The following is a 20,304-nucleotide window of genomic DNA, read 5'->3' on the forward strand; positions in this document are numbered from 1 at the left end:
CCCCTCGCACAGGTCACACAATGGGTTTATCCCTATAATTATGGACGCCTTTAATTATTTTTCAGCTGCATGGGTATAATGGATATATGCATACAAATATCTTTCTTCAACATTTCTTATTTTCGACCTCCCCGCATTTCAATGGTGCATACTTATCAGTGGATTTGTTCTAAAGGACTATCCTTAAGTTCTACTGCAGTAAAATAGTTGAAAATAGATAATGCCAGTTTAAGATGAATATAAGCGATACCCTTAACAACCGCTTGTTTTCAGCTATAATATCAAGTCTTGATGAAAGGAGTGAGCTGGTGGAAAAAGTTGTCGTGGGTCTCATCACAGCTCCCGGTCTTCCTGAAGAGTTAATAAAAGGGATGCTGAAAGATTTGAGCGAACTATCCAGTAAACATATTGATGACAAAGTGGATTGGCAATTTGATTATCAGACCAATCCGTTAGCTGCCTCCGCCGAGTTCATCAATCAGACATTCGAAAAAGCGGAAGCCATCCGAGAGGATAACCAATGGGACTTGGCAATCGCAATCAGTGACCTCCCCAGTATATCCAGTAATAAGATCGTCGTTTCAGAAGTGAATTATGACCAGACGATATCACTGCTTTCAGTGCCGTCACTTGGCGCCATTAGGGTTAAGAAAAAACTGCAGAATCTACTAATGCATCACATTACATGGCTACACCGCAAAGATTTATCTGAAACCCCTGACGGCATACGCTTGAGCTTCATCAATCAGATCACTGAAGTGTCGACTTCTGAAGATGAGGTGAGCAATAAGCGGTACATACGGAAATCGACGGTAGCCGGATGGAGTAAACTTGTTGCAGGCATGACTTTAACGAACGAGCCATGGACGGCTTTAAGCAACCTTAAGACTATCGTTGCATTATCATTTGCCACAGGTACATACATCTCCATCTTTTCGATACCTTGGGAATTGAGTTCTGGATTATTCCTTGTGGCGGTTCGTGTTGCTGACGTTCATCGCGATCTTTGGTGTGGTTGGATGGTTGATATACGCTCATGATCTATGGGAATTGGTTTCCAGTAAAAACCAGCGGTCATATCGTTATCTATACAACTTCACCACATTGGCCACCTTGTTGTTTATTACAATCGTAAACTACCTGGTCGTCTTTCTGCTGCTTGTAATATCAGTTGTCGTATTTGTTCCGATGGGACTTTTTGAAACCTGGACTAAGATTGAGCCTGATGTGGAATGGATGGATTATTTAAATCTCGTATGGTTTTCTGCCTCTGCAGGAGTTCTGGCAGGTGCCTTGGGCTCCACTGTCGAAGATGAAGGAACGATTCAGAATGTGACGTATTCCTACAGACAAATGTACCGGTATAAGCAAATAGAAGAAGAAAATGAAGAAACTACAAAAGAAGAACAGACCGAAGAGCATGCAGGCACAAAACAAACTCATGATAAGTCAGAGGATGATTGATATGAGCAAGAGATATGTTGGCATCGTCGCAGCGCCTGGTGCGCCAGATGAACTTGCAAGAAAAATAAAGGAAGAATTACCGGAGGTGCTTTCCGAGGAATTTGAAGAAGAACATGAATGGGAAGTTGGCGTCCATGTAGACCCACTTACGAGTTATGCAGAGCTGACGAAGGAGTTGTTTCAGAAAACAGATCAATATTACCAAGATAGGGATTGGGATTATACTATTTTCATCACAGATCTCCCGTTATACCATAACGAGAATATTATCGGCATAGATATAAATGAAGCCACTGAGGTTGGATTGGTGTCATTGCCCGCCTACGGTTGGCCTCCTAACAAACAGAGTGTTCTCGAGACCATCGTGACCCTGATCACTTCGGTCCAGGCAAAAAATGACAAGGAATCCACCGAATCAAATGAAGAGAATCGTAGGAATTTGAAAAGGATATTCAACCGATATTTTAAATTCAATACACTTTATTATGAGAAAAGTCATAACGATGCCACCGATTCCGAGCATTCAATATATCAAATGAAGAATAATTTGCGGGGATATTTCCGACTGATCAGTGGAATGGCTTGGGCGAATAATCCTTTAAACATGATGCGGGTTTTGAGCTCAGTAGTAGCACTTGCTTTTGCGACAGGTTCCTTCAGTATGATCTTTTCTACCATGTGGAGCCTAAGCGATTTGTTCTCTATCTGGAGGATGATTGCTGTTTCAATATTCGCTTTAACCAGTATGCTAGTGTGGATCATTATCTCCCATGGTCTATGGGAAAGGCTGGAAGAAGGTGAGGATAAAAGATTTTTGAAGTTATATAACGGTGCGACAGTCGTAACGCTGGTTATATCATTGGTGTTTTATTTCACTGTGTTGTATCTGATGTTCCTGACCGGTTCCCTTGTGCTGCTACCACCTGACTTTATAATAAGGAATATTGGATTAGAACAGATAGACATCCGCTTTTACCTTAAGCTAGCATGGTTCGCCACATCACTTTCAACAGTTGTAGCTGCAATCGGAGCGGGTGTTCAGGACGAGAATGTAATGAAGGAAAGCACATATGGCTATCGACATCGCCTGCGTTCACAAGAAGCCAGTGAGGAATGATCGGTCAATATATTATGTCGCACTCTCTAGCCTCTAGCTAGCTAATGTTATTACATTTAAAGGACTCATCACACCTGTCATTCAGCAATTTAAACTTAAATGAAAGCTGACATCACGAATTCTTAAAAATCTTGAAAAGGAATGAAAAAATGGGATTCTATATAATGATTTTGTCATTCATACTCGGCGCTTACTTGACTGTCCTAGGTATTTCTCGTAGAACACATAATTCACTATATAAGATTTCATTAGTGTTCGGAATCATCTTTATTATATTTGCTATTTATCTAGCATGGCCAAAGTAGAGTTAATTCTGATATGTTTTTAATAAGCTAATGCTACCTACATTACACTTAGGCGCCTTAAAATTAAGCAATCCCCCTAACCTGAAATATGGTTTAGGGGGGATTGTGTTGTTCGGGCGGTTTTTGAAGCGTATGACCTGAAAAAAACTGTATTTTAATAATATTCTTCTAGAATTTGTTTAGAGTCCTTATAAATCGATTTTGGGAAGTTGAATACTCTGAGCAGTTCCAGTGCATTGGATGTTTGGGCTGGCCCTTTTTTAATTTGATAGTCAAAGAATATATCATCGCCTTCAAGCACTTCAGAAAAGTGGTACATCACCATTTCATCACATAGTGTCTCTGTCAATTCTATATCATGAGTGGCTGCCACCAAAGAAATTCTCCTATGCGTACTCAAAAATCTCAGCAGCACTTCTGCTGCTGCCAAACGTTCTTTCGTATTCGTCCCTTTAAATATCTCATCAATGAAACAATAGAAATGAGCATTACTGCCATTTAGGGCTTCGATTATCCTTTTCAATGATTTGATTTCACTGATAAAATAACTATCCCCTTCCGAGATACTGTCTGAAATATCCATTGAAGACAACACTCTACCAGGCACATATTTAAAGTAGCCACTGGTTGAGGTATTGATGCCATTACTCAGAATGACATTCACAGCCAATGATTTCATAAAAGTGGATTTGCCGGAGGCATTCGATCCGGTGAGCAGGATGTTTTGTCTCAAATCAATTGAATTGCTGATAGGTTCAGTAATCAATGGATGATATACGTCATGTATTACCATACTTTCATCTTGCACTGCATTCGGGGTAACATAATAAGGCAACTGCCTTCGCCACATTGCCACGGAATAGTTCAAGTCAGCTGTAGAAACCAGATGCCAGCATTTTTCATATGTATCCTTATTTTTAACAAGAGTATTAATAATATAATGACAAACATGGTAATCCAGAAATAAATGCATGTTTAACACCAGTCAATAATTGAAGAAGTATATTATTCTGATCGGCCTCTTCATTAATCAGTAGCGTACTGAACAACTGTAAATGCTTGACCCCATCTTCAATGTTGACGGAAGTATTCAGCATATCGTGAAAATGCGGTTTAAGTTGAGTCGCCACACTTATAATATTTAAACCATAGAATAAATCTGAGTATTCATTTTCATACTTCGATTTATGCTGGTATGAAATCACCATGTTCAATAATAATGCACCGATTATAACTAAAATCCCTAAAAGGAAGTTAATGAGCAGCATCCCTATGCCGACTACAGGCAGCACACTTAGAAATGCGTATAGAGGTTGATAACGTACTGAGCCCGATGGCGTATAGTGTGTGAAGTACTTTGAAGTGTCTGAGTTTGGCTGTTTGGATAACTTCGACAGAATCCATGTGATTTTTTCCCGCCAAGGTTGATCGGTGTTCAGCCTCGCAATGAAATTTTCGTCAACATCCTCGCAGGCCCCCACATTTCGCAATGCCGCATAGAGACGTTCTTCCCCACCGTGGTGAACGTATGATTGATTTCTTTAAAAAGTGAATCCATATCCAAGTCATGCCACGTCACATCATCGACTTCAAACTCCCGACTGACATTGCCATCTGCAATTAGATTTCGATAGAAATGATCAAAATTAATGAACGTCTCATTATATTCCAACCACTTGGCGTTTTGTTCCCAAAGTTGTTTAACTATGACTCGTTTTTTTCTGTTTTCAGTTATGGATATAATTATCGTGACAATGATAATGATTAACACGACACCCACGTAGAAATATAATGACGACATTTCAACACTTCCTCTTACGGAGTATACAATATAGCGTCATATTATACGACACTGTTATTACTGAATATAATAATATATCAATGGTATTAAGGAAGAGTTTCTAGAAAACAAAAGCAATCTGCCAACTTTGAATAGATACAAATAGTGCAATTCGCTAGTTCAATAATTATGCTCTTTTAAATAATTTAAAAATCCCTCTGCAATTTGATTATATCTACTCACAACTTTTTTTTCATCCAATGTTTCCAATTTTCTGTCCTTCATAATCCACTTTCCATCAATCATCACGTGATGAATTGAATCGGCTTTATTGTAAAATAATAAATTATAGAGATAGGTGGAAAAGCTTTCTCTATTCAGCAGTGGTTCTAGATCTACATCATCTTTTTTAATAAAAACTAAATCAGCTTTATAACCATCTTTAATTTTTCCTATGTCATTTTGTAATTTATATGCTTTTGCACCATTAATAGTCATCATTCTAAAAATCTCTTCAACGCTATATTTATCAACATGATTATTTATTTTCAGTAAGTAATATGCCAACCTCATTAACTCCCATACATTAGTATGAGCGTAATCAGTACCTAAGCAAACATTCACACCATTCTCTAGCATGGCATTAACATCTGCAACTCCCGCGCCAGTATCCAAATTTGAAAGAGGACAATGAACAACAGAGCTTTTATGTTTTGCTACCAACTCGATATCCTCTTCTGACATATAAACGCCATGAAAAAGAATTGTTTTATCATCAAGTAAATTCCTTTCACTGTAAAGTTCGATGCTTGATTTACCAAATTTGGATTTAACTATATTAGATCTCCACTCATTCTCTAAACAGTGCGTCATCATAATAGTATTATATTTATCTTTTACCTTTTTCAAATTAAACAATTCATCTTCAGTCATGTCTTCTTCTTCTAATAAATGGGTTCCAAATAGAATGTTCCCCTGTGACTTATTATAATAATCTCCAATTTCTTCATACGTATCAATCATCCCTCGTATGCCTATCTCATTCATTACATCACTTAGTTGCTGGGGTGATTGTGGGTCTGAGTCACTTATAAAGGTCACTCCATTTTTGACCATATCAATATAGCTCTTTTGAGCAATGTACCCAAACTCTTTTTCTGAAATCTCATTTTCTAAGTAATCGAATAGTAGTTGTTGTATTTTCCCTTGCTCTGATGTATTGCCCCAATCTTGAAGCGCCATTTCCTGCATCAATCCTTTAGCTAAAGGTGAGTAGCTGTGAAAATGAGCATTTATAAGTCCCGGGATTACGAAATAATCTTTGCAATCTATTGTATCCTCTTCATCTTCAACATTTAAATCAAAAACTATTTTATTATCTTTTATTAAAAACTCACCTGTTTCAAATTTCATATCGCTATTCAAAAATGTTACATTATTTAGTTTCATAAGTTGAATCAATTCCCTATTTATTATTAGTTTCAATGAATGTGTTTGATGTTTATACATGCTCAATTATCTTATTTATTTATATGATCGATATAAATCAGTCCATCAAATTGCTCTTGAGGTACCATTTTGGAGTCAAAAAACCCTTCCCAAAAAACTGTATATTGATTTTCTTCGATAAAGTCACTGCTGGCAAAATCAATAAAGACGTCGCTTTGAACCCGGTTCCCGATATAACCTTCTAATGCCTCATCTTTCTCTTTTCTTGGTGTGACATAGTCCTCAGAAACGAGTGCATAACTGTCTGCCTCATTGTGGAATAAACCTACATTATACACACTGTAGTCACTCTCTCGAAGCAACGCTCCGAGAGACTCTACACGCTCGCTTCTCTTTTGCTCGACGAATAATTCATTAGTATATTCTATGGACGTCACATCATAATTGGAATGCCCGTTTGCCACCCATAAAATGGCTTTATCGTCTTTAGTCATTTGTTCTAATACCTTCTCAGCCATTCCAATCTCTCGATGGTCATAGTATTCAGCAACGCCATCTTCAAAACTAATCTTTGAGTAGTACTTATCAATATTCTTCTGTCTTGAAATGATATAGTTTTGTGTTTCAGGAGTTAATTTAGCAAAGAAATCCTGACTTCTGATAGCTTCATATACATTGGTGGGGCGCTTGAAATACCCTACTTTTTTCCCTTTTAACAACCCTTTAGAAAACCAATCCCGTAAGGCGAACTCCGAACGCTTAAATTCTTCCGCAAGTTCAAGATCATATTCAGAAATTTCATCTACAATATTTCTTTCTAAACTGGAGACAGAACTGGCATGTGCGCCTGCATATCCAGGCGCCCAATCCATCGGCAACGCCTGAATATTTTTGTTGCTGCCATCTAGGTATTTCTTAAACGTTTCATGTTGATATTGAGGAACAACCCCGTCCATCACCGGTAACTCGCTCTCTTGATGGTAGTTGAATTCTGAGTCCCCTGTTTCCAGAAATAATTTATTGAAATTGTGTTCTTCAGCCAAGTAATCGATAAGATCAGTTTTTTGTTTCGCGATATCAGATGACCAATGGGTACTCTCCCCCAATATGACGATATCCTGTTCTCCGAGAATATCGCCAATCGACTCAATGTCCGCCTCCAAGTCATAATAATCTTTAGGAGGCTCAGCTGCCCCACCACATCCAGATAACAAAACCAATAGTAGAAGTGAAATAATAATTAATCTACATTGCTTAAGTTTCATTCTAATGATTGCCCCTTCTCTTATGTACAGCCAATTTACAAGAATGCCATGCCAACTAGGCACTGCGCTCGACTATTCAGTCTTGGTTGATTTCGATATATGTAATTATTTGGTATAAGATAAGCATACCAAATATTTTAAATAGTTAAATATTTATTTTAATATTGTGTAAATTCGTAAATCACTTATAAAGAAAACGTTCTAATGTCGGCACTAAACAGTACAATAGGAGTAACATAGAATCTCTTCCTCTTCTTACAAATCTTGTGACCAGCTCGGAAAATTAGTCATGTAGATGCTAACAATAATTTTACTTTTGTTAGTTCATATCAAAAAATATTAAAAAATGGGACCCGGTTATGCACCGAGTCCCAAAAGTCTTCTAACCTTAAAATATATCTAAGTCTTCGATCATCATTTCCATAGATTGCAATCCTCCGCCATAAAACCATGCATCCATTTTCAAGTAATATACTTGATCATTTTTATAGGCTTCTGTTTTCTTGAAAAGCTCATTTTCAATTGCTTTTTTGGTACCAACATGCTCTGGATTGAGTGCTGCATTCCGGTCAACAACAAAGACGATGCCTGGGTCTTCCTTCATCACATATTCAAAGTTGACGCTTTTCCCATACCTTGAATCTTCGATGTTTTCATCAGCTGCCTTATAGCCTGCAGTATTGTGAATGAGTCCACCATAACGTGAACCTGGGCCATAAGCACTTATCTTACCACCATTTGCCATGATGATTAATGCTTCTTCATCAACCTCTGTTGCTTTATCTTTAACATCGTTCATTTTCTCATCTAGTTCTTTCAACTCTTTTGAGATTTCATCTTCTTTGCCGAAGATTTTTCCGACGGTCTCCATATTGTTGGTGAATTCTTCCATATAATTGGTGAAGTCTATTGGCAGATAGATGGTGGGCCCTAATTGTTTTATCTCCTCATACATCTCAGCTTCACGGCCAGATATGATGATGAGGTCCGGATTCATTGCACTAATCTCCTCAAGATCCGGCTCTCGTGCGGCCCCGACATTGACATATTCAGATCCATTATATTTGTCCAGATATGTAGGCAGTGATCCTTTCAGGACGCCAGCCACTTCAACATCCAGTTTATCCAAAGTGTCTAGAATACCATAATCAAGCACAACGACTTTCTCCGGATTTTTTTGGTATTTCTACTTCCCCAAACCCATCCTCTATTGTAATGGTTTCCGATTCGCTGTTTTTTCAGCCCCTTCAGATTCTCCATCGGAACTACAGGCTGTAAGAAAAACGGAAATCATAAGTACAGTAAACAACAAAACCTTCTTCACGACTAGCTTCCTTTTCTCAAAATCTATTTACATTACTTTATATTTTAAGATGCCATCAATACACGAGTGGTAATGAGATTCATCATCATCTATTTATTATAAGTAATGAAGTCAATTGCCATCAAGCAGAAATCGACATTTTACAGCAAATATAATCAGTCTGCCACAGACTATACTTATTGTCATATAAAAAAATATTTCAAGACTTATCCATTAAAGCTATCGCCTATTTTACTGCACGGCTTTAAATTTTAAACCACAGAAGCGCTTCTTATCAAATCGATCGTAAAATTAAAATTGACACGTGTGATGAGGGCTTCCTTTGGGAATAACTGAAGATAAAGCTCCGGAACAGATATTTCGAGAAAGTTATTCATGTATTTGAATATATATGTATAGATTGCATTATCAGGCTGAATGTGGAGGAGGACGTAACTATGAAATACACTGGCATTGCACTTGTCATGTTAGCTGCCATTTTTTGGGGCATCAGCGGTGGTATTGCGGATATACTCATGAAAAAGGAATGGAATCCCCTAATTATCTCCTTTTATCGTGGGGCTGTCGGTTTTATATTCTTCTTTGTGTGGTTCATGACCCGCTTCCGCCAAAACTGGATCACCTCACTACGTTTTCATCTCTGGTCGGTGCTTGGAGGTATCGGAGTAGCGGGAAACTTCACCTTTTATTTTTTTAGTATCCAGGAGTCGAGTGTCGCCGTGGCGGCAACTTTGATGTACACCGCACCGGTGTTTGTCCTACTTATTTCATTCCTCTTCGGTCTGGAGCAATCGACATGGTTCAAGTGGACATGCGTTTTCTCTGTCGTCGCCGGTATTGTCCTGCTTACCGGTGCCTATCAACCAGCCTCCATTTCAACCGGCATATTCGGTGTGGTTTCAGGACTGGTTGCCGGATTGTCATACGCCCTATTCATCTTCAGTTTCAAAAATGCTTCTGCCATCGGAAGTCCACAGACAGTATTGACCGTCGCCTTTTTAGCATTCTGTCTCATCCTTGTGTGGTTCATTGATATGGCTGAGGCTTTGAAAGTATTGACTTCTGATGACATATGGTGGTTTCTGCTGCTTGGTGTGGTGGGAGCCGGCTTATCGTTTATCATCTATGTCATCGGCGTCCGTCGGACGACACCGACGAATGCTTCAATGGTCGCCATGGTGGAACCGGTGACAGCCTCGCTGTTTGGTGTCTTCATTCTGGGTGACGAACTTGAATTTATCCAATTATTTGGTATGGGGATCATACTGGTGACAATTACAGTGCTCAACGTCAAACAAGTTGAGCACTGAGTAGTGGACATAGGCAAATGTACTCAACGTATTTCACCAAGTGTATGAGCGAAGTATTACGTATACGTGCGGATAGATTAAAATTAGTAAAAGTAGCTGAAAATCGCTTAATTTCAACGTTCAAGTGCTTAGAGCTCATTGAATCCCACCACATCCACCTCCCCAGATTCCGCTAAAAATTGTTCTATAAGATGTAAGTGCGCTGCCCCTATATACAGTAGTACTCTATCGTGCTTGGCTTGAATAAGTTCCATTATATTCTTATATATAATCAAATTCCGTTGATACCACCATCGCAGCCAGTCGATTCCTATGTAATCTGTCTCCTCGCCGATCTGGGCGAACTTCATGTAGGTGCGATGGCTATCCCATGTGTTTTCAATCGCGTTGATGATTCTGAGATTCTCAATGATTGTATTGTGCTTTTCAATTTGATCATTCCTCATGGACATATCATAAATTTCATTATATAAATTAGGTTGATGAATTTTCGCCCACTCCATCACATCGCCCATATCTCTATTCCCGACTGAATCCATCCAATCTACTGCATTAAGTCTATCTATATCCAGACGTTTACCCAGCCGGTACATGACTTGATGAACTTCATTTGATTCGAGTACGAACTTGTCACTTAAATATGCTTGATACTCATCGTCCAACAATTTTTGCTTATCTTTTGTAATTTCTACTGCCAAGGCCGTTGGATCGAAAGCAGCCAGTAACTCTATCAACTCTTGTAATTGATGCCGGTCTTTTCCTTCATTAAATTTGTCGACATGGGACACCATATCGAGGTTCGAAGTAAAGTGATAGGTACCGACCAAAAGGACTTGTGGTTTCATATCAACACTCCCGTATATATTAAATTTAAATACCCCCAGTAACATTATTCTGTAACCGTTCACAGATACCCCGCCCACTCTCGATGAATGGTGGCCATCCCCTCAGAATAGAATCCATTCCCTCAAAGCGTCTCATGATTCCTGTTTTTCCTAACCTCTTTAGTTCATCTGCTTAACTACCATGATGGTCTTCCTATCGCTGATTCATCATTCCTATGTTTGTAATTATTTGGTATAGTGAGAGTATAACAAATTAATCTCAATTTTTAGAAATTTATATGGAGATGAATTCTTATGATTTTAAATACAGAAGTGACAGGTACCGGAGAGCCTATTATTTTTTTACATACCGGATTGCAGACTGGAAAGACCGAACTCGACGCCCAAAGAGAATACTTCAATCAAAATTACCAAGTGATACTTCCTGATTTGCGTGGGCATGGGAAGTCAACTTCCGATGATTTTTCCGATTATTTTAACCGCTCAGCTAATGATCTGGCAGAGACGCTTGATGCATTGGATCTTCGTACAGTGCATATTGTAGGGTGTTCATTAGGGGCACTTGTCGGCCTTGTATTTGCCAAACAATATTCTGACAGGGTGAGCAGTTTAACCTTATCCGGAATTATGCCAGAAAAACCATCTGATTGGGAAAAATTAAATCAAAATGAAACTGAACAAATAGAAGAGGTCTTAAAAGATTCTGGTACTCTCAACTACTTTGACACAATTCATAAAGGTAACTGGAAAGCACTGCTAAAGATTACACAAGATCCCGATTGGTATCCATTTAATATTACTTCAGATTTATCTATGATACATTGCCCCACTCTTTACATCGTCGGGGAACAAAATGCTCATGAAACAATAGGCATTATCAAATATCCAGAAACGAACCCCAAGATACATACCTCAGTAGTCCCTTTTGCTGGTCACGCAGTACACTTGGATAGGCCAGAAGTTTATAATAAGATTCTGGAAATTTTCCTTAATAGATATGCATTAAATAATGAAGACTAGTAACTCATTTAAGAGTGTTTCGATATATTCAACCCTATATTTTAAAGTGAGATTAGATTATTGATAGAAGATATCAAAATAAATTAGAAGCGAGGTTCATATTATTCAATGCAGACGTTTTGTTAATGAGGATGCAAGAGCAGTTTCAGAGCTGGTGAGAATAACCTTAAAGGAAACAAATATTAAGGATTATTCACAGGAATATATTGAAGATCAAGTAAGGCAAATGGACGAGAACTTCTTTATTGAAAGAGCTCAATTTACAAATTGCTATGTCTTTGTAGATGAGAATACGAAAGATATTATAGGGACTGGATCTATAGGTCCATATTGGGGAAGTGAGAATGAAAGCAGTCTGTTTACAATCTTTGTTTCTCCCGCCTACCAAGAAAAGGGGGTTGGCAAGAGAATTATGGAAACATTGGAATCTGATGAATACTTCATAAGGGCAAGCCGTATTGAAATACCTGCTTCAATAACTGCGCTGAACTTTTACTTGAATATGGGATATGGTTTTAAAGATGATGTAGGTGAAGTAGATGAAGAGGGTCTTTATCGCCTTGAGAAGTTCAAGTGATGTTTTTTTAATCTTCTAGTCGGTAGTTCAATTTGGATATAAAGCAAGTATATCTCAAACAAGATAAAAGCCCCGTCATTTAAAATGACGGGGCTACTTGTTAATGTTTTCGTTAATTTGGGTTGACCCAATGCTACCTATCCTAGCGCAACGTCAAGAATCATCATAATTGTAAATCCGACCATAAGACTCATGGAAGCAAGATCGGTATTGCCATTCTCCTGGGAACCAGGGATGACTTCTTCCGCGACAACAAAGATCATCGCGCCTGCTGCAAAGGCTAATGCATAAGGCAATAGGGGCTGCATTACGGTGACGGCAAGTGCCCCGGTGATTCCGGCAATGGGTTCAACGAGGCCGGATGCCTGTCCATAGGCGAAACTTTTCCGCCTGGACATCCCCTCACGTCGGAGCGGCATCGATACGGCCAAGCCTTCAGGGAAGTTTTGGATGCCGATACCGATTGCCAGCGCTATGGCGCCTCCGAGTGAAGCAGACGGCAAGTCAGCGGCAACAGCTCCGAACGCCACCCCAACAGCCAATCCTTCTGGAATATTATGCAATGTTATGGCTAAGACAAGAAGCGTGCTGCGTCTTTTTCGCTCTGGATTGATCCCTTCTGCCGATTCCGAGTCCAATCCTGGATGAACATGTGGAAGAATCTTATCAGCTAGCCAAAGGAACCCACCGCCAGCTAAAAAGCCAATTGCGACTGGCGCCCAAATCGGCAGAGCGCCGCCTTCGGCTTTTTCCAGCGCTGGTGCCAGCAAAGACCAGAAACTTGCAGCAATCATGACCCCGCCGGCAAACCCGAGCATACTGTCCATAAATCGTTGGTTAAAACCTTTCGTTGTAAAAACGAGCGCCGCCCCGATAGCAGTCATGCCCCATGTAAAGAGTGTGGCAATGGTTGCCTGTAAAACTGGATTCAATCCCAGAAAATAATCAACCATGTTGCATGAATCCTCCTTATATAAATATTTAAGATTTCTAGTTAGTTTCCTGTGTTTCCTATAACCATTATTCGGTATCCCTTAAACCCATCCAATAAAGTGACAACCCTTTAGTACATTCCATTTACCGGACAGAACTTAATTACCAACAGTAGATAAAGAATAAGGATTTTTGAAACCCATGATAAATGGTCATCCATTTGATTTGCTGGCAACCGTATTATACTCATTTTATAAGTATTAATATAATTTTTAGGTTACTCTAAACTATTATGCAATACAAGAAATAATTTGTAAATAATTTTATCAGAGTCCTCTTGGCTGGATATATTTAAATCCATGCATATAGAAAAGACCAACATATGGCTTAAGTCATACGTTGGTCTTCAAAATACATATCTTTAATGGGCCTATAAATGTCCCGGGGAAGAGGTATTATTGTTTCAAGGCAAGTTCCCGGGAGGTTGATTCCCTGATTTCCTTCAACAATTCAGTGTCTTCTATCAATGAACGCCCATATGAAGGGATGATTTCTTTTATCTTAGGTGTCCATTGCTCTTTGTACTCAGGGAAATTCTTCTCAAAGACTTCCAGGACGACAGATACAGATATAGAAGCACCCGGTGATTCACCTAGCAGGGCGATGACGGAATTATCTTTGGAATGCACCACTTCAGTTCCAAATTGAATAAATCCTTTCCCGTATTCTTTAGTATCTTTGATTACTTGTACGCGTTTACCGGCTACAAGCAAGTCCCAATCCTCATCTTTCGCATCGGGCACAAACTTCCTCAGTTCCTTCATCCGGTCATCCTTATCCATCATGACCTGTTCGATGGAGTATTTAACCAATGGCATATTCTTGATGCCTGCCGATAGCATCGTCATTATGTTGCTTGGATTAATGGATTTGAACAGATCTGAATTAGAGCCGTTCTTAAGGAATTTAGGCCCTATAGCTGCAAAGGGGCCGAACAGAAGACTTTCGTTCCCCTGAATATAACGTCTGTCTAAATGTGGAACAGTCATAGGAGGCGTGTTTGGCGGCTCTTTCCCATAAACTTTGGCATCATGCTTTTTGACTGCTTCAGGATTGCTGCAGACTAGAAATGCACCGCTTATCGGGAAGCCCCCAGGTTTCTACTCTCGGGAATCTTTGTTTCTGGAGCAGTGGTATAGCATTGCCCCTGCTCCGATAAAAATATGATCCGCCACATGATAGTCGACTGTATCATCCTCAAGATTACGCACTTTGACGCCCCACTTGCCATCTCTTCTTCTCTCAAAATCAAGCACCTCATGATTATAATGCACCTGTGCATTGTCATGTTCACTGATGTTTTTCATCAACTTCCTGGTGAGCTCGCCGAAATTGACATCGGTACCCGAGTCAATTTTACTCGCCGCAACAGGTTGATCCGACGGGCGCCCTTCCATCATCAACGGCATCCATTCCTTAAGCTGATTGAAATCCTCTGAGTATTCCATTCCTTCGAACATCGGCAGTGGAGACAGTGCTTCATACCGTTTTCTCAAGAAATTCATATTATCTTCACCTTGGACAAAACTTATATGTGGCAAAGGATGTATAAACTCCCTAGGGTTTTGTATTTCATTATTTTTAACTAGATGTGCCCAGAACTGCTTAGAGACCTCGAACTGTTCATTTATTTCTTTTGCCTTTTCGATATCTATCGAGCCATCTTCCTGTTCGACTGTATAATTCAGCTCGCACAGTGCTGCGTGGCCTGTTCCAGCATTATTTTTTTCATTGGAACTCTCCATAGCTGGCTGGTTCAGCCTTTCAAAGACTTTAATATTCCAGTCTGGTTCTATATTTTTCAAGAAAGAACCAAATGTGCCGCTTAGCACACCAGCGCCTATCAATATGACACTCTTTGGTTTTGAATTAACCATTTTATGACCGCCTTTCCTATTCATAAAATATTTTTTATTACATCAATATAATCTTCTCTCAGCATTATATAATCATAGCGATATCTAAATACAGATGACTCCTACTGCTTTCTTTCCACCATTTTATATGAGCGTAAAATCATGACAACAATCAGTGTAAGGATAGCCAGGACTAAAAGAAACCCAATATTAAAGCCGATACCATTTACCCATGCGTATCCGATTGCCCCTGCGAACACAAGATAGAAAGTTGTAGGTATAAGCAGCTTTGTAATGATGGTGCCTTCTTTACCCACCATTCCAACAGCTGCACTCGCTGCCACCACGTTATGCACACAAATCATATTACCTGCTGCACCACCCACCGCTTGAAGGGAGACTATGGCTAAAGGACTCATGTTGATCTGCTCCGCTACACCAAATTGGAATAGCCCAAACATCATGTTGCTCACGGTATTACTTCCTGCTGCAAATGCACCTAAACCACCTATGGTAGGAGATATTAAAGGCCAACTATCTCCGAAAAGCCCTGCAGCTGCTTGTGCCAGAACTAACGGCATCGATTCATATCCTGCCCCGTTAATACCAGAATTGATGAATACTTGCACAAGGGGCACTGATACTATCAATGCAGCCATTGCTGATAGAATTGTTTTCCAAGATACCCTGAATGCGTCCCCCATGCCTCTAACATCCAACTTATGTACCCATCCTGTCAGAATTGCTACGATAATGAACACGGTCCCAGGTATCATCAACGGAGTCAGACTGTGTGTTATCCCTGTACCAAGAATATCATCAAATGATATAACCCAGCTTGAAAGAAGCGCTTTTAGTCCAAGCGCATCAATTCTTGTCACAACCAATAATAATGCCACTAGCACGTATGGCAGCCATGCTTTAAACATTGAGATTTTCTTAGGAGCTCTAGCATCGCCGGCCATTTCACTTATCCACGATGCGTGCCATTTCTCACGTGGCTCAAATACAAATGTTTCTTTAGGCATGAGAAAACCTTTTCTGGCTAAAGGCACTACAATTGCAAGACCGATTAATCCCCCGATAATTGATGGGAACTCAGGCCCTAGAAAATTAGCAGTAAGAGAATAAGGGACGACGAATGCAAGACCTGCAAAAATAGCGAATGGCCATACTTTAAGTCCTTCCAGAAAGCTTCTGTTCTTCCCAAAAAATTTAGTCAGCATCGCCGACATGAAGAGTGGGATAAATAATCCAACCATCGCATGGAATATCGATACTTGGCCTCCCACATTGAATATGAATGTTGACAATTCCATGCCTTCTGCATCCAGAAACGAATTTACAACTGGTTTATCTTCTAAGCTGGTATTTACCCCTACCAAAATAGGTGTACCTACTGCTCCGTATGAAACAGGTGTAGACTGAAGCATCAATGCAACCATAACGGCGGCAAGTGCTGGGAAGCCTAGCGCAATAAGTAGAGGTCCCACTACGGTTGCCGGCGCTCCCCAACCTGCAGCACCTTCCAGGAATGTACCGAACAACCATGCGACAATGATCGCCTGCACCCTTCTGTCCGGGGATATGCTTGTAAAAGATGTTCGGATTGTATCTACAGCTCCACTTTCTTTTAGAACATTGAGTAGCAATACTGCCCCGAACACAATGACACCCACTTCAAGTGCAGTCAGTACCCCTTTAAATGATGCGGCTGCAATCTCAGTAACACCCATCTGCCACCCAAAAAATGCGATCAACACTGTAATTATAAAACTGTAGAACATTCCTTTTTTAGCTGACCATCTGAGAATCACAAGAAAGAAGAATATTGATAGTATTGGCAGCAAACTCAAAAATGTCAAAGTACCCTCCCCTTACTTCTAGAAATATTATAACCGAACTTAAGTCATCTGATGACCATATGTCTATTTGAAATTATATGTAACCGTTTTCTAAATGTCAAACTTTTTTCAAAATATCGAAGAATAAAAAAGAATCTCATTTGAGATTCTTCAATAATGCATTAATAACAATTCTTCTACTTCCTTCAAATGAGACAACATGTTTTTGGTAGCTTCATCCTCATCCTTATTTTTTATTGCTTTGTATATGAGTTTATGTTCCTCATAAATTTTTTCGATTGATTTCTGTGTTTCATACAACCATAGTCTTCTCGTTTCTCTCATTGTACGGATCATTGTATCTGAGACATCTTCTAACAGATTGATGAGCAGTGGATTCTCTGTCGCTTCAGCAATAGACATATGAAAATCATAATCTGCCTGTTCACCCAACTCATTGTTCTCGACTGCCGTCTCCATTTTCTTTAGCGCCTCCTCCATTTTATCAAAATGAAAGGCATCAGCTTTTTTACAAGCAGCGCCAGCACAACCGACTTCTATGATTTTCCGTAACTCCAGAAGATTTGCTATATCTGATTTTGTAATGATTTCGAAGTTCTGTTCAAATCCAAGAGGCATCTGTTCATTGATGAATGAACCTTGCCGTGTTTAACTTGAATGACATCCAACACTTTGAGGCTATTCAGTGCTTCACGTATAGAAGCTTGGGATACTTGGTAGGTTTCTGCCATCTTTGAAATTGCAGGCAGTTTACCACCTGGTTTTAACTTCCCGGATTTGATATCTGATAGGATTATGTCAGTTATTTCTTCGTATACTCTTTTTCTCATTATACTCAATGCGACCACATCCGATAGTATTATTGTGCTATCAATGATAGCATATATTATTTTGTCAGTATCTCCTTAATGACAATACAGGTTTTATAAAATGCAATCATGGTATCATAAGTTCTTCCTGCTTTCATTCAACAGGTTCATTATTGACTTCATGGTAATCAAAAACCATAAAGCCTTGCGGGGTTTCAACGATGGTATATTCTACCTCTGTGAAGCGTTTTCCATTTGAGGTTGCGTGTGAATATTGTCTGCTGGCCGTTACTTTATAGGTATTTCCATCAGTTTGCGTAACATCCTTAACATTTATACCGTAAGTTTTGTGGTTTCGATAATTCCCTGAATCTTTATTGGCAGAGATCTTTTCAAAATTCGGGGAGTTTTCGCGCGTGAAAGTTATGATGTCTTCTGCATTGCCATTATAGTAGGCCATCAACTCTTCGATATATCCTTCTATAAATTGAGCCATTCGTTTCTCTTCCTCACTTAATCCGTCTGTCTCTTCGGAATTTGAATCGGTATCCTGCTTAGCATCATCAGGCACATCATTCATCACCATTACATCAACAATTTTCTCACCGGCCTCATTATCATGCAGCCAGAAAGTACCGATGACTGTTGAGTCTTCCTTGTCTTCAATTTCATATTTCATATATTGCTGCCCACTAATGGGCCCGCCTTCCGATGTATAAACATCTACATCCGGTGGTCCTAAAGCATCAATCACTTTCTCATACGGTAATCCAGCATAGTACATTACATTGGTTACAGTATTCTCTTCCGGATTTGTTTTTTCTGCTGTCTGCTCATCCTTATTTATGAATGGACCGGGGTCTGAATAATTGACGCCCAGATTGCCATATATGACCACAGGCCCACCATGCCCTGGATAAACCAGGTCATAAGTCCCATATTGCGCCTCTACTTCTGCGCGGGACATTCCTTCAGTAATGACGTCTTGGGAAAACGTCAGATTCTCTGCCTTTACACCATCCGGATTGAACAAAGTCTGTTGCACTGCGTCGGAGTGGATGTCGAATGCAGTGGCATTTTTTTCATTACTACTGTCATCTGATTGACCGTCGGAACTTTCTGTTGTTGAATCATTTTCACTATTCTCTTTTTCCTCAGTTGGCTCTTCCGACGGATCACTTGCATCTGATGCTTCATTGCCTTTTTCATTCTCTGAAGCGTTGGTATCGTCATTGCCCTCAGAAGATGGCACTGACGTCTCTTCTGTATCCGTTTCTGTACCATCAGCCGTATCATCGGGTGCTGCATTTGATTGGCAGCTTGAAAGTATAAGTAACGATAAAATTGAAAATAAAACTAATCGCATAAAAATACTCCTCATATTGAATTCATTCGATCTTGTTTCAACCACATGTTATTTTCCTACCCATAATATGTCAGCCTCAGTCTTTTAAATTTTGGATAATAAAGCAGTCAGGCCCGTTCTATCTAGCTGACCATAAAAATGCCGCAAGTTAGATAACCTGCAGCATTTTCTCTTTTGCACCTAACAACTTATACTATTTTTTCTCGTACGACCAAGTCCATTCTGATCCGTCTGAAGAGAAATGATATACATATTCACCCATCTGGTCTGTTAAATGAAAATCATAAGTGCCATTGAGCACCGGGGTTTCATTCAATTGTTCCGGATCATTATGTGCCAGATCAATTAATTCATACGCTGTAAAATTCTTGTTCGTGCCATATACCCACTCCCAGTACATGCCATCATAAGAGAAGTCGAATTCGTAACCGTCGTAGTTAAAATTATGATGATAAGGGGTTTCTTGCAATGGCGCTTCATTTAGTGTCTGTGGTGAGTGCATGGCGAGATTGGCAAGTTCCTCTTGCATACCGGCCATGTTTTGACTTGAATCCATGTCGTGTTCGTCGTTGTCCCTATTAGAGTGCTCCATCTGCATTTGCTGTTCTTTTTGATAGAGTGCTGCCACGGCTTCATTAAATTCTACTTGAGACAATTCCCCTGTATCTTTCTTATAGGCCAACTCACTAATTTTATCCTGGGATTCCTGGGACATCCAGGTTGGATCAAAATCCGTATTTGCCCAACCATCTCCATCTGGATCGGTTTCTGCAGGCAGTACTTCGCCCAGACCGTTTTGGCGCCGTCTCCCTCTTCTGCCTGTGCCGTACCGCTTAATCCGCTAAACATCAGTGTGCCTGCTACTAGTGCTGAACTGAGAAAAACTGATTTTTTCATCCAACAACATCCTTTCATGGATTAAGATTATTTCCAATTTCAGGATAACGTACATTTTTAAT

18 protein-coding genes and 1 pseudogene are annotated in these 20,304 nt (G+C 39.7%); 6 read left to right on the plus strand and 13 right to left on the minus strand.

Annotation, left to right across the window (positions count from 1 at the left end; translation table 11 throughout):
- Positions 1-308 precede the first annotated feature (308 nt).
- The 3 genes from ACYF68_RS08595 to ACYF68_RS08605 are packed head-to-tail and all read left to right on the plus strand — an operon-like array spanning position 309 to position 2,581.
- Complete coding sequence (locus tag ACYF68_RS08595) at positions 309-1,040, plus strand: hypothetical protein (RefSeq protein ID WP_461046360.1); 732 nt, start codon at positions 309-311, stop codon at positions 1,038-1,040.
- Positions 985-1,464 carry a hypothetical protein gene (locus tag ACYF68_RS08600; protein WP_461046362.1) on the plus strand — a complete coding sequence of 160 codons (480 nt, stop codon included), beginning with the start codon at positions 985-987 and terminating at the stop codon, positions 1,462-1,464. The genes ACYF68_RS08595 and ACYF68_RS08600 overlap by 56 nt, the downstream gene beginning before the upstream one ends.
- A 1-nt stretch (position 1,465) precedes the next feature.
- A complete protein-coding gene (locus ACYF68_RS08605; RefSeq protein WP_344703303.1) occupies positions 1,466-2,581 on the plus strand; it encodes a 5,10-methylene-tetrahydrofolate dehydrogenase in 1,116 nt (371 codons plus the stop codon).
- 459 nt (positions 2,582-3,040) lie between these two features.
- On the opposite strand, the gene ACYF68_RS08610 is transcribed toward ACYF68_RS08605, so the two are convergent.
- The 5 genes from ACYF68_RS08610 to ACYF68_RS08630 all read right to left on the minus strand — a co-directional run bounded on the left by ACYF68_RS08610 (position 3,041) and on the right by ACYF68_RS08630 (position 8,536).
- Positions 3,041-3,679, minus strand: coding sequence for a MutS-related protein (locus ACYF68_RS08610; RefSeq protein WP_461046364.1), 639 nt, complete (start codon positions 3,677-3,679; stop codon positions 3,041-3,043).
- Between the two features lie 642 nt (positions 3,680-4,321).
- Positions 4,322-4,687: a hypothetical protein gene (locus ACYF68_RS08615; protein WP_461046366.1), complete on the minus strand. Its 366-nt coding sequence runs from the start codon at positions 4,685-4,687 to the stop codon at positions 4,322-4,324.
- 159 nt (positions 4,688-4,846) lie between these two features.
- Positions 4,847-6,115: an amidohydrolase family protein gene (locus ACYF68_RS08620; RefSeq protein ID WP_461046368.1), complete on the minus strand. Its 1,269-nt coding sequence runs from the start codon at positions 6,113-6,115 to the stop codon at positions 4,847-4,849.
- Positions 6,116-6,186: 71 nt separating this feature from the next.
- Positions 6,187-7,380 (minus strand): erythromycin esterase family protein, encoded by a 1,194-nt coding sequence (locus ACYF68_RS08625; RefSeq protein ID WP_461046370.1) that lies wholly within the window; start codon positions 7,378-7,380, stop codon positions 6,187-6,189.
- Between the two features lie 388 nt (positions 7,381-7,768).
- Positions 7,769-8,536: a siderophore ABC transporter substrate-binding protein gene (locus ACYF68_RS08630; protein WP_461046371.1), complete on the minus strand. Its 768-nt coding sequence runs from the start codon at positions 8,534-8,536 to the stop codon at positions 7,769-7,771.
- A 605-nt stretch (positions 8,537-9,141) separates the two neighbouring features.
- Here ACYF68_RS08630 and ACYF68_RS08635 point away from each other — a divergent pair.
- Positions 9,142-10,014, plus strand: a complete 873-nt coding sequence (locus ACYF68_RS08635; protein ID WP_461046372.1) for a DMT family transporter — start codon at positions 9,142-9,144, stop codon at positions 10,012-10,014.
- Between the two features lie 128 nt (positions 10,015-10,142).
- On the opposite strand, the gene ACYF68_RS08640 is transcribed toward ACYF68_RS08635, so the two are convergent.
- Entirely contained in the window at positions 10,143-10,859 is a 717-nt protein-coding gene (locus tag ACYF68_RS08640; protein ID WP_461046373.1) for a DUF5694 domain-containing protein, read from the minus strand.
- A gap of 294 nt (positions 10,860-11,153) precedes the next feature.
- Here ACYF68_RS08640 and ACYF68_RS08645 point away from each other — a divergent pair, with 294 nt between their 5' ends.
- Together ACYF68_RS08645 and ACYF68_RS08650 are read left to right on the plus strand one after the other, a co-directional pair.
- Complete coding sequence (locus ACYF68_RS08645; protein WP_461046375.1) at positions 11,154-11,879, plus strand: alpha/beta fold hydrolase; 726 nt, start codon at positions 11,154-11,156, stop codon at positions 11,877-11,879.
- 154 nt (positions 11,880-12,033) lie between these two features.
- The gene (locus ACYF68_RS08650; RefSeq protein ID WP_461046377.1) at positions 12,034-12,456 is read left to right on the plus strand and encodes a GNAT family N-acetyltransferase; all 423 of its coding nucleotides are present in this window, start codon (positions 12,034-12,036) and stop codon (positions 12,454-12,456) included.
- 137 nt (positions 12,457-12,593) lie between these two features.
- Here the strand turns inward: ACYF68_RS08650 and ACYF68_RS08655 are convergent, their stop codons facing one another.
- The 7 genes and pseudogenes from ACYF68_RS08655 to ACYF68_RS08685 all read right to left on the minus strand — a co-directional run bounded on the left by ACYF68_RS08655 (position 12,594) and on the right by ACYF68_RS08685 (position 20,027).
- Entirely contained in the window at positions 12,594-13,409 is an 816-nt protein-coding gene (locus ACYF68_RS08655) for a ZIP family metal transporter (protein WP_461046379.1), read from the minus strand.
- 435 nt (positions 13,410-13,844) lie between these two features.
- Positions 13,845-15,350: pseudogene (mqo, locus tag ACYF68_RS08660) on the minus strand (malate dehydrogenase (quinone)).
- A gap of 77 nt (positions 15,351-15,427) precedes the next feature.
- A complete protein-coding gene (locus tag ACYF68_RS08665; protein ID WP_461046380.1) occupies positions 15,428-17,170 on the minus strand; it encodes an L-lactate permease in 1,743 nt (580 codons plus the stop codon).
- Between the two features lie 150 nt (positions 17,171-17,320).
- A complete protein-coding gene (locus tag ACYF68_RS08670; protein WP_461046382.1) occupies positions 17,321-17,788 on the minus strand; it encodes a FadR/GntR family transcriptional regulator in 468 nt (155 codons plus the stop codon).
- Complete coding sequence (locus ACYF68_RS08675) at positions 17,737-18,000, minus strand: FadR/GntR family transcriptional regulator (protein WP_461047556.1); 264 nt, start codon at positions 17,998-18,000, stop codon at positions 17,737-17,739. The genes ACYF68_RS08670 and ACYF68_RS08675 overlap by 52 nt, the downstream gene beginning before the upstream one ends.
- 133 nt (positions 18,001-18,133) lie before the next feature.
- Positions 18,134-19,345 (minus strand): hypothetical protein, encoded by a 1,212-nt coding sequence (locus tag ACYF68_RS08680; protein WP_461046383.1) that lies wholly within the window; start codon positions 19,343-19,345, stop codon positions 18,134-18,136.
- A gap of 193 nt (positions 19,346-19,538) precedes the next feature.
- A complete protein-coding gene (locus ACYF68_RS08685) occupies positions 19,539-20,027 on the minus strand; it encodes a hypothetical protein (RefSeq protein WP_461046385.1) in 489 nt (162 codons plus the stop codon).
- Between the last annotated feature and the right edge of the window lie 277 nt (positions 20,028-20,304).

It is taken from the genome of Salinicoccus sp. CNSTN-B1 (genome assembly GCF_054792835.1).

Bases quoted from the DNA above. Each gene is read 5' to 3' on its own strand.
- ACYF68_RS08605 (WP_344703303.1), top strand. From the start codon at position 1,466: ATGAGCAAGAGATATGTTGGCATCGTCGCAGCGCCTGGTGCGCCAGAT.
- ACYF68_RS08610 (WP_461046364.1), bottom strand. From the start codon at position 3,679: ATGGTAATACATGACGTATATCATCCATTGATTACTGAACCTATCAGC.
- ACYF68_RS08615 (WP_461046366.1), bottom strand. From the start codon at position 4,687: ATGTCGTCATTATATTTCTACGTGGGTGTCGTGTTAATCATTATCATT.
- ACYF68_RS08620 (WP_461046368.1), bottom strand. From the start codon at position 6,115: ATGAAACTAAATAATGTAACATTTTTGAATAGCGATATGAAATTTGAA.
- ACYF68_RS08625 (WP_461046370.1), bottom strand. From the start codon at position 7,380: ATGAAACTTAAGCAATGTAGATTAATTATTATTTCACTTCTACTATTG.
- ACYF68_RS08635 (WP_461046372.1), top strand. From the start codon at position 9,142: ATGAAATACACTGGCATTGCACTTGTCATGTTAGCTGCCATTTTTTGG.
- ACYF68_RS08640 (WP_461046373.1), bottom strand. From the start codon at position 10,859: ATGAAACCACAAGTCCTTTTGGTCGGTACCTATCACTTTACTTCGAAC.
- ACYF68_RS08645 (WP_461046375.1), top strand. From the start codon at position 11,154: ATGATTTTAAATACAGAAGTGACAGGTACCGGAGAGCCTATTATTTTT.
- ACYF68_RS08655 (WP_461046379.1), bottom strand. From the start codon at position 13,409: ATGGTTGATTATTTTCTGGGATTGAATCCAGTTTTACAGGCAACCATT.
- ACYF68_RS08670 (WP_461046382.1), bottom strand. From the start codon at position 17,788: ATGCCTCTTGGATTTGAACAGAACTTCGAAATCATTACAAAATCAGAT.
- ACYF68_RS08675 (WP_461047556.1), bottom strand. From the start codon at position 18,000: ATGAGAAAAAGAGTATACGAAGAAATAACTGACATAATCCTATCAGAT.
- ACYF68_RS08680 (WP_461046383.1), bottom strand. From the start codon at position 19,345: ATGCGATTAGTTTTATTTTCAATTTTATCGTTACTTATACTTTCAAGC.